8 protein-coding genes are annotated in these 13,783 nt (G+C 43.2%); 3 read left to right on the forward strand and 5 right to left on the reverse strand.

Translation table 11 applies throughout. The features are described from left to right. Positions 1–232 precede the first annotated feature (232 nt). From Q0203_RS00260 to Q0203_RS00280, 5 genes are all read right to left on the reverse strand, one after another. Entirely contained in the window at positions 233–3,394 is a 3,162-nt protein-coding gene (locus tag Q0203_RS00260; RefSeq protein WP_297928687.1) for a type I restriction endonuclease subunit R, read from the reverse strand. Between the two features lie 215 nt (positions 3,395–3,609). Beyond that, positions 3,610–4,203, reverse strand: coding sequence for a hypothetical protein (locus Q0203_RS00265; RefSeq protein WP_297928689.1), 594 nt, complete (start codon positions 4,201–4,203; stop codon positions 3,610–3,612). Between the two features lies 1 nt (position 4,204). After that, on the reverse strand, positions 4,205–5,581 hold the full coding sequence (locus Q0203_RS00270) for a restriction endonuclease subunit S (RefSeq protein WP_297928691.1): 1,377 nt from the start codon (positions 5,579–5,581) through the stop codon (positions 4,205–4,207). Next, complete coding sequence (locus Q0203_RS00275) at positions 5,574–7,220, reverse strand: type I restriction-modification system subunit M (RefSeq protein WP_297928701.1); 1,647 nt, start codon at positions 7,218–7,220, stop codon at positions 5,574–5,576. Before Q0203_RS00275 ends, Q0203_RS00270 begins: the two co-directional genes overlap by 8 nt. Positions 7,221–7,376: 156 nt before the next feature. Then, positions 7,377–7,985: a riboflavin synthase subunit alpha gene (locus Q0203_RS00280; protein ID WP_297928693.1), complete on the reverse strand. Its 609-nt coding sequence runs from the start codon at positions 7,983–7,985 to the stop codon at positions 7,377–7,379. A 24-nt stretch (positions 7,986–8,009) separates the two neighbouring features. Here Q0203_RS00280 and Q0203_RS00285 point away from each other — a divergent pair, with 24 nt between their 5' ends. The 3 genes from Q0203_RS00285 (at position 8,010) to Q0203_RS00295 (ending at position 13,595) form a co-directional block, all read left to right on the forward strand. After that, positions 8,010–9,407, forward strand: coding sequence for an MATE family efflux transporter (locus Q0203_RS00285; RefSeq protein ID WP_297928695.1), 1,398 nt, complete (start codon positions 8,010–8,012; stop codon positions 9,405–9,407). Between the two features lie 155 nt (positions 9,408–9,562). Then, positions 9,563–11,794 (forward strand): TonB-dependent receptor, encoded by a 2,232-nt coding sequence (locus tag Q0203_RS00290; RefSeq protein ID WP_297928697.1) that lies wholly within the window; start codon positions 9,563–9,565, stop codon positions 11,792–11,794. Between the two features lie 55 nt (positions 11,795–11,849). Then, positions 11,850–13,595 carry an ABC transporter ATP-binding protein/permease gene (locus Q0203_RS00295; RefSeq protein WP_297928699.1) on the forward strand — a complete coding sequence of 582 codons (1,746 nt, stop codon included), beginning with the start codon at positions 11,850–11,852 and terminating at the stop codon, positions 13,593–13,595. Positions 13,596–13,783: the final 188 nt, after the last annotated feature.

Raw genomic sequence — 13,783 nt, forward strand, 5'->3', positions numbered from 1 at the left:
CGACCAAATTACGCACGGAACGTTATTTAACGCTTTCAGGCATTCATGATTTCGTTCGTAGCATGCATCTTGATGCACGACTAAATTACACACGGAACGTTATTTAACGCTTTCAGGCATTCACGATTTCGTGCAACAAGTTGCACGCTACAATTCACTAAAATAGTGATATGAAAATAAACACGGTTACCGGTTTTCACACGCCCCTTGAGGGTTTGTGAAGTATAGACCCTTACTGGGCTAATTCTTCTGCAATTTCTTCCGCTTGCTTAATCACATAGCTCACGGCTTCTTCTTGTTTATCCGGTGGATATTTGTAGCGTTGCAAGGCACGTTTCACGAGAATGCGCATTTTGGCACGAACGCCTTCTTTGTATTGCCAGTCGATGGTCACGGATTTTCTGAGTGTGTCGGTGATTTCTTTTGCGAGTTTACTCAATACTTCATCGCCCATCAGTTCACGGGCGCTTTGGTTTTGGGCGAGGGCTTCGTAGAAGGCGAGTTCTTCTTTTTTCAGCCCTAGCTTTTCACCTAAAGCTAGGCGTTCTTGGAAATCTTGGCTCATTTTGAAGAGTTCATCTAAAATTTCGACGACGCTTAAATTGTGATTGTGGTATTGATTCAATGCTTCCTTCAAACGCTGTTCAAAGTCTTTTTGCAAGGTGAGGTTTGCGCCTGATTTGGCTTTGATTTCGCTTGCCAAATAACGCTCCATCGCGCTGACCCATAAATTTTTCGTCGGGCTGTTTTTGATGGTTTGTAAAAACTCTTCAGAAAGCAGGCTGATTTGTGGCTGCGGTTTTTCCAGCAGATCAAATAAATCAATCACACCTTCGGAATAGACGGTTTGATTAACCAGTTTTTTCAATAAAATCTGTCTTTCATTTGTGCCTGTACCATTTTGTTCGCGCTTCGTGAGAATGGCACGCACGGCATCGTAAAAGGCTATTTCTTGGTTGTATGGCTCAACTTCCGCTAAGGCACCACACAGCATATAGCCTTTTTTCACTAATCCCGCTGCTTTCAAAAAGGCTTTTTTGCGTGGCTCGGCTTCTTTTTTATTAAACCAATGTTGCTCGTGCGCTTTGCCATCAAAAGGCAATTGATCGAGGCTTAAAATATGGTTGGCGGCAAAACGAATCGCCATCAGTAATTCATGTGGCTCGTCCTTCTCTAAGGCGGCTTGAACATCAAACGTTTTCCCTTCAACCGGCGTTGCAAACAGGCTGTGGACGAACTCTAAATGCTCTTTCATTTTAAAGAACACATCAATCACGTTATCCGTCAGCTTGCCCTTGCCTTGTGAATTTATGTATTGCCGGGTGGCTTCTTTGAGCTTGTCAGCAATACCGACATAATCCACAATCAAGCCGCCATTTTCTCGACTTTTATTGCGGAATACACGGTTAACCCGAGCAATCGCCTGCATCAGGTTGTGCCCCTGCATCGGCTTGTCGATATACATCGTATTACAGCAAGGCGCATCAAAGCCTGTCAGCCACATATCGCGCACAATCACCACTTTCAGCGGATCGTTCGGGTCTTTAAAGCGGCGTTCCAGCGTTTGTTTTTCCTGTTTACTGTAAACGTGTTTCTGCATTTCCGGCGCATCGGAAGCTGAACCCGTCATCACAATTTTAATCGTCCCTTCGTTGATATTGCCCGAATGCCATTCAGGGCGTAGTTTGATGATTTCATTGTATAAGTCCACGCAAATCTGACGGCTGGAAACCACCATCATCGCTTTGCTGTCGACGACTTCATTGCGTTTGGCAAAATGCTGCACAAAATCTGCGGCTAAATCAGCCAGACGGGCTTGCGAACCCAGCAATTGTTCCTGCAAACGCAGGGCAGGGGATTGCTCTTCTTCCAGCAAATCATCAATTTCTTTGAATAGCTCATCGTGTTCTTTTTCGTTTAAGCGGATTTGGCGCGCTTCATACACAATCGGCACCGTCGCGCCATCTTCCACTGCATCTTGCAAGTCATAAATCGACACATAACGCCCGAACACATCTTGCGTGTCTTTATCTTCTAGGCTAATCGGCGTACCGGTAAAACCGATAAACGAAGCATTTGGCAACGCATCACGCAAATGACGGGCGTAGCCTGCCTGAAACTTGCCGTTATGCAGCTTTTGTGTAAAGCCATATTGGCTGCGGTGTGCCTCATCGCTGATTACAATGATATTGCTGCGCTCATTTAAAATAGGGAAGCGGCTTTCTTCCTCATTGAGGGCGAATTTTTGAATTGTCGTAAAAAACACGCCGCCGACTTCATTTTGCGCGAGCAGTTGGCGCAGTTGATCGCGATCTTCCACTTGTTGCGGCGTTTGTTTGATTAAGTCTTTGCCTGAAGAAAAGGTTTGGAAGAGCTGACCGTCCAAATCGTTGCGGTCGGTGACCACCACAATAGTGGGATTTTTCAATTCAGGCTGCGCAAGCAGTTTGCCAGCATAAAACAACATGGAAATCGACTTGCCCGAACCTTGCGTATGCCACATCACGCCAATGCGGCGGTCGCCTTTTTCCGAGGTCGCAAAAAGAGTGGAAGCCACCGCTTCGTTTACGCCGTAATATTGATGGTATGCCGCGATTTTTTTAATGGTTTTGCCGCTGGAATTCCGCTCAAATAAGACGAAATAGCGGATATAGTTGAGCAAATCTTTGGGCTGCATTAAGCCATTGAGCAGGCTTTGCAATTCGTCCTCAAAATATAACCGCGCGCTTTTATTTTTTTCATCGACCACTTTCCACGGCGTAAAGCGTTGGAAATCTGCCGAAAGCGAGCCCAAACGTGCGGCAATGCCGTCTGAAATAATCAGGGCTTGGTTGTAAACAAACAGCTCGGCAATCTCATCTTTATAGGTTTCAAACTGATTAAACGCCTGTAACAAATCCGCCGATTCACGCAGCGGATTTTTCAGCTCAAATACCACCAAGGGCAGACCATTTACAAAGCCGATAATATCAGGAATCCGCTTGCCTCCTTTACGGCTGCGTATTTCCAATTGATTGATGGCAACAAAGCGGTTGTTCTTCATCTGCTCAAAATCCACCAAGCGTGCCATCTCGATTTTCTGCTCACCATTTAGCGTATATTCCACTCGCACACCATCACGCAACGATTTATAAAATGCCTGATTACGCACCACCAAGTCGCCAATATCGCTTTTTGTCGCGGATTTAACCACAGAATCCACCGCACTTTCAGGTAGCTGCGGATTAAGTTTACGCACCGCCTCATGCAGCTGCTCAATAAAAACTACACCGCTCAAATCACCACGGGCAAACTCGCCCTCATGAACAGGCAAGTCTTTACCGTAGCGATATTCCCAATCCAGGGATTGCAGGCGTTGAAGAGTGAGTTGTTCGATGTCGTTTTCGTTGAGCATTATGGATTCCTTAGTGTGTGGTTTAAATCTCCCCTAACCCCTCTTTACGAAAGAGGGGAATGGTCTTGAGCGTAATTTTAGTTTAGGTGTTTTTCATGAGTAATTTTGCTGTTAATCCGACCGCTTGTAACTAACAAACCTCCCAAATAGTCCCCCTCTTTAGCAAAGAGGGGATAGGGGAGATTTGGCAGAGGTAAAATTAATCTATTAAGTATTTATGCATCTTTATAATCTTTAATCATTGGTTGGAAAATCTGCTTTATTTGCTTATCTATATTCCATTCAAAGAAATACCTTTGATTATCTAGCCTATTATTTATACTTCTAAAAACATTTAATAGTTTCATTTTGGCATTAAGCAATTTCCTGATGTTTTTACGATTTTCTTTTTTTATGACATCATGACGAACTGTTTCTCTATCTGAATGGGATAATTCTTTGTCCCGGATTAACTTTAGATTTTCTGAATTAGATTTTATATATTCAGTTAACTGCTTAATCTTATTTTTCTCTTCGGGAGTTACTTTTTCATCTAAAATATCTTTGAGATAATTTAGATTAGAGTTTTTTAGTATACCTCCTCTTCCTTGTTCAGCAGGATCTATCAATTTAGCCATTTGACTAAGAAAGTTATTTAATAGGGCATTTGTTAGGTAATGAAATGTATAACAATTATAGTTGTAAAATTTAATTCTATTTCTTCTTCTCATTTTTAAGAAATAGCAATATATTCTAAATGAAGCATCAGCTTCCATTAAATAGGTATTTACTTTTTCCAAATGAACTTTAATTTCTTCTTGAGTTGGCATTTTATAGCTTCCCATTTAATAATCTAGGTAGTAGTAAATCTCTAGAATTAGATAAGATCTCGTTTTGGTAGCTGTTAAATATAGACTTATCTAGAGTTTTCTTTAACAACTTTTCAAAAACTAAATGTACTTCAGTATTTGCTAGCAATAATGGATATTTTAAAATATCTCTAGTGCTAATATTTGGTTGTGCAGAACCTTGTGCAGTAAAGTCAACAAAGTTTTTGAATTCCTCTTGAATTACATTCATATATATAAAACTATAAAATGTTTCAGATTCATTTATTCGTTTAGCTAGAAATTTAGCCACACGTTGATTCAACATAGCCTTTTTATTTGCTGGCATTCTCCCTACTTTTCCAACATAAGCACCTGTTAGTCCAATGACAATATCTCCATCATTCAAAACAAAATTAGAACGTAAAGATAGGTTATCTTCTGAAACGAAACCATTTCCTTCCACTGTAAGAATTGTTGATTGTATAGAGCCAATTTTTATTACGGGAATTCCTGCATCAGTCCATTCTGAGCTTTTGAATGCATAACCATTTTGCATTTCACAAATTTCTGAAAGTGTTGTTTGTTTCCACCCCTTCGGCACTTCAATCCCATCAACCTCCACCATCTCACACGGAAACGCTTTGGCAGTTTCGGCTAATTCGGCGTAACGTTCGGGCTGTGTTTGTGAAAGGGCGGTCAGTTCTTCGGGTGTTTTTCCGCTGATTGCCTGCATGGCTGCCAGTTCCGCTTGTTCAAGACTCATGCCGTCTGAAAGGGCTTGGACTTTGGCACGCACGGGATCGAAATCGACAAACCAGCTTTTAAATAGGGCTTGGGCGGTTTGTTCCAAGGTTTGGTTGATTTGGGTGTTGAGTTCTATCTTGTCGTCTAATGGGGTAATAATATCAAGGATTTTTTGTTGTGTTTCTTTATCTGGTATATTTAAAGATAAACTTGAAACCGAATCAAATGTGATCTGTGGAAATGTTCCAGATCTTGATTCTGCTATCATTTTAAAATATTCGGTTGTTTCATTGCTAATTATTAGTAAAAATAGGAATTCAGGTAATACAACGTTAATATTAGGCTCAATTACCATAAATTTTGTGGAAACAACGTAATTGTCTAAATCCTTATCTACAAATAAATATCGTCCATTACCTGGTCTTATTTCACTATATAGAATATCGCCTTTTTTTATGGCTTTCTTAGCTTGACCTGGTAAATCTTTGATATTTGATATATCACAATGTAGAAATTTATTATTTAATACATCTCCAGTGTTAATAAATACAACATTTGGGTATGCATTAAAGTCAAATCTTCTTGATATATTTCTTGATATATTACCCAGAGTATATTCTTTCCAATCACTCATACCCCAATCCCCCTAAATTCTTCTTAATTTCCGCTTCCAATTCCGCACTTTTTGCAAATTGCTCCTTTAAAAGAGCGGTCAGATTTTGCATTTTTTCTGCAAATGGTACGCCGTCGTCTTCTTGTTCTGCGGTGCCGACGTAGCGTCCCGGTGTGAGGACGAAGTCGTTGCCTGCAATGTCTTCTAAAGTCGCGGATTTGCAGAAAGCGGCTTGGTCTTCATAGCCGTTAGATGTTTGCCAAGCGTGGAGGGTGTCGGCAATTTGGGCGATGTCATCAGCGGTGAAATCACGCAATACGCGGTCTTTCATATAGCCGATTTGGCGGGCATCGATAAATAACACTTCGCCTTTGCGCTTTTTGTTGCGGTTTAAAAACCAAATACAAGCGGGGATTTGGGTGTTGGTGAAGAGCTGGCCGGGCAGGGCAACCATACATTCCACCAAGTCGGCATTGATGATGGCTTTGCGGATTTCGCCTTCGTTGTTGGTTTGGCTGCTCATAGAGCCGTTGGCCAGCAATAATGCCATTTTGCCGTTTGGCGAGAGGTGGTAAATCATGTGTTGCAGCCAAGCGAAGTTGGCGTTGCCTTTGGGCGGCGTGCCGTATGCCCAACGTGGGTCATCGGCAAGGGATTCGCTCCACCAATCGCTGATGTTGAATGGCGGGTTTGCCATAATGAAATCCATCTTTTTGTCGATGTGTTGCGGCTGGGTGAAGCTGTCGGCGTTGTGCTTGCCGAAATCGTAATCAATGCCGCGGATGGCCATGTTCATGGCGGCGAGCTTCCAGGTGGTCGGGTTGAATTCTTGCCCGTAGATGGACACGTTGTTGATGTTGCCTTGATGGGCGGTGATAAAGCGTTCGGTTTGCACGAAAAAGCCACCACTGCCCATGGCCGGGTCATACACGCGACCGGAGTATGGCTCAAGCATTTCGACAATCAGGGAAACAATCGATTTCGGCGTGAAATATTGTCCGCCGCGTTTGCCTTCTGCTTGGGCAAAGCGACCGAGGAAGTATTCGTAAACGTGGCCGAGAATGTCTTTTGCGCCTAAATGCACGGGCTCGCCGTTGTAAGTCGGACGGGTAAAGTTGGTATCGGAGAAGAGGATAATCAGCCCACGCAGGGTGTCTTCGTTTACAGCATAGCCGCTGATACGTTGGAGGACGCCTTTCAGTTTTTCGTTGTCTTTTTCTATGGCATCAAAGGCATCGTCAATCAGTTTGGCGACGCCGGAAAATTTCCCACCCCAAGGTAGCTCTGCGCCGATGTTTAAGATGGAAACGGATTTTAGCTCATCCCAACGGGCTTGCTGCGGCACCCAGAACACATTGTCGGCGGTGTAGTAGTCGCGGTTTTCCAGTTCGGCGGTTAAGGCTTCTTGGTATTCTTCTTCGGTGTCGTAAAAAGTGCGGTCAAGATAGAGCGCGTTTTCAGGATCGGTTAGTTCAGCCTGAATTTTGGCTTGTTGATGGGTAAAACTGTCGGAAATGTATTTTAAGAAGATCAGACCAAGAACAATGTGTTTATAGTTGGCGGCGTCAAGTTGTTGGCGGAGTTTATCAGCAGATGCCCAAAGTTTTTCATCTAATTCATTTAAAAATGCTTGTTGTAATGCGTGATTTTCATCGACAATCTTGGTCGTCTCGTCTCGTCTCGTCTCGTCTCGCTTGCATAAATTATATCCTTTGTAAAGTGATTTTAAGAAAATGTGTGTAATTTTTGCGGTCGTTTGGCACGCTAAGCAAAGCTAGCCTAAAAAAACGTTGTCTTTTTCGACCGCACTTTGTGATTATTTCTGCGCCAAATAACGTTCCACCGTATCCACGATAGCTTGCGTTTGCGGATCGATTTCAATATTGACTTTTTCGCCCACCTCTTTCTTGCCAATTAGCGTACGATGAATGGTTTCCGGAATCAGGTTGACGCAGAAGCTTTGTTCGCGGACTTCACCAATGGTTAAACTAATGCCGTCCACAGCAATAAAGCCTTTGGTTAATACATATTTCATCATGTCTTGATTCGGCAGTTGGAACCAAATTTGCAGGTTATTTTCGGAAGGAATGCGTTCAATGATGTCCGCGGTGCAATACACATGACCGGATAATATATGCCCGCCGATTTCTGTGCCCATTTGCATGGCGCGCTCGATATTGACGAAATCACCAGCCTTTAATTCGCCTAAATTAGTGATTTTCAAGGTTTCTTGCATTAAGTCGAAACTCACCAAATTGCCTTTGATTTCCGTGACGGTTAAACACACGCCGTTGTGCGCAACAGAGGCACCGATTTGTAATCCTTTCAGCATTTCTTGTGGCATTTCCACCACGTGTGTTCTAAAATTAGCCGCTTCTGTAATCGCCTTAATTTGTGCGGTACCTTGCACAATGCCTGTAAACATAATGACCTCGAAATCTATTTATTTATGAATCTAAACTTCGTCAAAGAATATCATATTGAAGCCAAAAAATTAATTGCTATCGCCATTCCGATTTTGTTCGCACAAATTGCGCAAAATTCCATGGGGATGGTGGATACCATCATGGCAGGGCGCGTGAGCGCAGCAGACATGGCAGCCATTTCCGTGGGTGCCTCCATTTGGTTGCCGTTGGTGTTATTCGGACACGGGTTGTTACTCGCCTTGCCTCCGACGATTTCCTATTTGAATGGCTCCGGTCAGCGTAAACGGATTGCTCATCAGGTACGCCAAGGCATCTGGATCGTGTTCTTTAGCTGCATTCCCCTCGGTTTATTGATTTATCACAGCGATGCTGTCTTGCAAAACATGGATATGGAACCCCGTTTGGCAGAGATCACAAGCGGCTATTTACACGCCATGATTTGGGGCTTGCCGGGTTATTTATTAATGATTAATTTTCGTTGTTTAAATGACGGTATTGCCAAAACCAAGCCTGCCATGGTGATTACTTTCCTCGGTTTAATGCTCAACATTCCCCTTAACTATATTTTCATTTACGGCAAACTCGGTATTCCGGCATTTGGGGCGGTGGGCTGTGGTATTGCGACGGCAATCGTGAACTGGATGATGTGTCTTTTCATGTTGACCTATTGTATGCGCGCGAGAAATCAACGTGATTTAAAGGTCTTCGACAAGATTATCGAACGTCCGAATGTGCGTACATTGAGCAAGTTGCTGAAACTTGGGTTTCCTATCGCCATGGCGCTGTGTTGTGAAGTGGCGTTATTTGCATTGACTTCGTTATTTCTATCACCACTTGGTGCTGATGTTGTAGCGAGCCACCAAATTGCCTTAAACACCAGCTCGTTTGTCTTCATGTTGCCTATGTCGATTGGTATGGCTACGACGATCTTAGTCGGGCAACGTTTAGGCGAAAAATCGCCACATGGGGCAAAACTGGTGTCTTATTCTGCATTGGCGGTCGGATTATCGGTTGCGATAGTCACTGCATTTTTAACAGTAATTTTACGTGAGCATATTGCTGCCATTTTTGTGAAAGACGTTGAAGTGATTGCCATGGCAGGCACTTTATTATTAATTGCCGCGCTATACCAATTTTCCGACACGGTGCAAGTGATTATCGGTGGCGTGTTGCGTGGGTATAAAGATACCAAAGCTATTTTGTATATTACGCTATTTTGCTATTGGGTGGTGGGGATGCCGCTTGGTTACGCGTTGGCACGCACCGATTGGATCATTACCGGTGGCATTGCGGCGAAAGGGTTCTGGATTGCCTTTATTGTGAGTTTAACCTTAGCGGCTATTTTATTAATTTATCGTCTCCGAAAAATTCAGCGATTACCTGATGACGTGCTGCTAGCGCGCTTGGAAAAATTGAAATAAAGAGAAGCCTGTTACTTTTGTAGCAGGCTTTTTTCATCTAAAGTGCGGTTGTTTTTTTGAGATGTTTTTTAGTGCTTAAAAGAGAATAATTCTCTTTTTCGGCTGAAACTTTTCAGCTATACTGTCGCCGTTTTTTGACTTGAAAAGGTAATGTTATGAAATTTAAATTAAGCGTGATTTCCACCGCACTTTTAACGGCGGTATCCATGTCTGCTTATGCGGAAGAAAAAGCGGAAAATCTTGAACAAATCACTGTTGAAGATACCGGCATTAAGCAAAACGGTTATCAAACCACCGGGACCTCTGTGGTCTCAAAAGCCGAAGTGCCTGTGCTGGATACACCGAACACGGTCAATATTCTTTCCACCCAATTATTAAAAGATCGCAAACCTGAATCCTTAATTGATGCGCTTTACAATGTGAGTGGCGTTAGTCAAGCCAATACCTTAGGCGGCATGTTTGATTCTATTCAAAAACGCGGTTTCGGCGGCAATCGTGATAACTCGATTATGCGTAACGGCTTGCAAGCCGGCCCTGCCAAGAACTTTAGCGCCACCACGGAAACCGTCGAAGTCTTAAAAGGCCCTGCCTCTGTGCTTTATGGCATTCAAGATCCGGGCGGTGTCGTTAATATTGTGACGAAAAAACCACATCAAACACCGAAATATGTGGTTGGTGGCACATTGGGAAATCATCGTTTGTGGGGAACACAAGTGGATTTCACCGGTGGTTTAGGCAATGGTTTTGCTTATCGTTTTATTTATGACAAACAAGAAAAGAATTACTGGCGTAACTTTGGCAAAATTAAAAACACCACTTACGCGCCTTCTCTTTCTTGGGAAAATGACACCACCAAAGTCTTAGTAGCGTATGAGCATAAAGACATTCTTGAGCCGTTTGATCGTGGGACGAATTTATTAACGGCGACAAATTCTCTGCCGAATATTCCGGTCTCCCGTCGTTTAGACGAACCGAATAATGAAACCACGGCAAAAACCGATAACATTGATTTTAAAGTTGAGCATAAACTTAACGATAACTGGAAGTTAAACGCTGGTTATAACTATGCCCGTTATGAATATTTCTATAATCAAGCGCGTATTTCGAATATTAATGTGGCAGACACACCGATCCCTGCAGTTAAAAATAAAAAGGGCGTGATCACCTCTCCGGAATTAAAAGCACGCCATGTACGCCGAGCCATTGAGCAACAACAAGGCGATCAACGCGTGCATAGTGGCACATTAAATATCGTGGGTGAATTCGGTATTGGTGAGATTGCTAACCGTTTTGTCGCCGGTGTGGATGTGATGCGTAATATTCGTGATATTGGTCCGATTTATAACCAAGGCATTATGGATTCCGATATTAATATTGATCATCCAAACTACACCAATCCTGTTGCGCAGAAGAAAAACGGCAATGGCAATGCCTACCAATATAACTATTTAAAAACTGTCGGTGTTTACGTTCAAGATACCGCTTATTTCACTGATCGCTTTATTATGACCGGCGGTTTGCGTTATGAATATTTTGACCAATTTGCCGGCCGCCATTGTTTAAACGCAGCAAATTGTGATGTATCAAAAGGACAAAACGTAACGAAGACCGGTAATACGGATCAGCACGATGGTAAGTTGCTTTATCAATTAGGTGCGGTATATAAATTTACGCCTGATTTTGCCACTTTTGCTAATTACTCGGAATCCTTCCGTCCGCAGATGAGCGTTGCAACCCCTGTGAACGGCGATTTGAAACCTGAACAAGGCAAATCCGTTGAAATGGGTGCGAAGTATGAAAATGCCGGTTTTAATGCAACGGTTTCGTTATTTAATATCAATAAACGTCATGTGGCAGAAGCGGTGGGTAGCGGCGCTAATGCCGAATTAAATATCGTCGGCAAACAACGTTCCCGCGGTGTGGAATTTGACTTAAACGGTCAACTTACCGATCAGTTGAGCGTGGCGGCGAACTATACTTACACCAAAGTGAAATCCTTAGAAAATAAAAAATACCCTGACGCGGTGAATAAACAGCTTTCCGGTGTACCTAAGCATCAATCCTCTTTATTTTTAGCCTATAATGTGGGCGAATTTAATTTCGGCAATATCCGTGTTGGCGGTGGTGCTCGTTATTTGGGATCTTGGTATGCTTATACAAATAACTACGCGAAATCGTATAAAATTCCACACGCCGTAGTGTATGACGCCTTCATTGCCTACGACACCAAAATCTCCGGCAAGAAAGTGTCATTCCAACTTAACGGTAAAAACTTAACGGATAAAACCTACTTCCCATCCACTTCAGGCAATGCAACAAGCACGCTGATTCCGGTGGCGTTGGGTTATGGACGTGAGTTTATCTTTAATACCAAAGTGGAATTCTAATTAAATACTTTCATCCCTAAAGGGCGTTTAACGCCCTTTCTTTTTGGATATTCAAATGGATTGGCAAACAGAAGTTAATAATAGTTTCTCTTGGATTTTGACCGCACTTTTGGGCGTGTCGGCGGTGTTGGCAGTATTGGCATTGGCGCTTAAACGAACAGACTTCGGGCAACGCTTTTGGCTGATTACACAACCTTGCGTGCAAACCTCATCGGCATACAAAATTATCGGTTTGCTTTTATTGTTACTGACCTTGATTTTGCTGGAAGTGCGAATCAGCGTGCTGAATTCCTTTTTCTATAACGGGCTTTATACCTCGTTACAAGAACAAAAAGCCGATGCCTTTTGGTTTTTTGCCGGGCTGAATGCCTTGTTGGTGATGTTCAAAATCGTGCATTCCATTATCAATTATTTTGTACGCCAGCTGTTTGAAATTCGTTGGTTAGAAAAACTCAATAATGAAATGCTGGTGCGTTGGTTGCGCCATAAAAATTATTATCGTCTGAAATACGAAAAAGAATTGCCGGATAACATCGATCAACGTATCGAACAAGATGCCCGCGAATTTATTAGCGGGACGGTTACCATGTTGCAAGGCTTGATTAATTCCGTGATGTCCACCATTGAATTTACAATTATTCTGTGGGGTTTGTCTGGGATATTGGTGTTGCTCGGCGTGCCGATTCCGAAAGGCGTGGTGTTCTTTATTTATATTTTTATCATCGTCGCTACCGCACTTTCCGTTTGGATTGGGCACCCGCTGATTAAATTGAATTTTGATAAAGAACGATTGAACGGGGATTACCGTTATTCCTTAATTCGCGTGCGTGATAACGCAGAAAGTATTGCGTTTTACGATGGTGAAATAAAAGAGCGGTCAAATTTACAAGCGAAATTTCACGCTATCATTCACAACCGTTGGGTGATTGTGCGCCGTATGTTGGGGTTGGACGGGTTTAATACCGGCGTGACGCAAATTGCCATGATTCTACCGCTCATGTTGCAAGCGCCGCGTTTCTTTGCCGGACAGGTGAAATTAGGCGATATGCACCAAACGGTACAAGCCTTCAATCGCCTTATGCGGGCGTTGTCTTTCTTCCGTTTGTTCTATGAAGAATTCACGTTGTATCAAGCGCGTCTCAATCGTTTGTATGGTTTTTTTACCAAATTAGACGAATTGGACGGCACGGACATTCATCAGCCGGTGGAGTGTTCTCATCGGGTGTCATTGCATCATTTCGGGATTAAAGACGGCAACGGAAAAGTCTTGCTGAAGGATCTGAACGTGGATTTGCAAAATGGCGATGCTTTGCTCATTCAAGGCCCGTCAGGCGCAGGAAAAACCTCATTACTCAAAGCCATTGCGGGGATTTATCCGTTTGATACGGAAGGTCGGGTAGAGCGTCCATGTAGCAACAGTCTGTTTCTGCCACAACGCCCGTATATGCCGCAAGGCACGTTACGCGAAGCGATTTGTTATCCGAATATCGAACCTAAACGTGGCGAATTGGAGTTGGCTATGGAGCAGTGCCGTTTGAGCAAATACATTCCGTCTCTTAACGAATCCAACGATTGGCAAGCCATTCTTTCGCCGGGAGAATTGCAACGGGTGGCGTTTATCCGCATTCTTCTGATGCAACCCGATGTGATTTTTTTAGACGAAACCACATCGGCACTGGATGAGCCAACGGAAGAATTGCTGTATAAAATCATCCGCAGCCGCTTCCCAAACATGATTATTCTCAGTGTCGGCCATCGTTGCACGTTGCAACAGTTTCATAATAAGCAGTTAGCACTGTAAAGGCGCTAAAAGTGCGGTGCTTTTTTAAGCCAAATGAATAAAACATAGAAGAAACAGGTTCCCTTTTTTGTCAGAGAAAGGGAAATGAAAATTAAGCATAAAAAAATCCCCCGCATAAGCGAGGGATTGTGAATTTGGAGCGGGAAACGAGGCTCGAACTCGCGACCCCGACCTTGGCAAGGTCGTGC

This window comes from uncultured Aggregatibacter sp. (assembly GCF_938046485.1).
GTDB lineage: Bacteria > Pseudomonadota > Gammaproteobacteria > Enterobacterales > Pasteurellaceae > Aggregatibacter.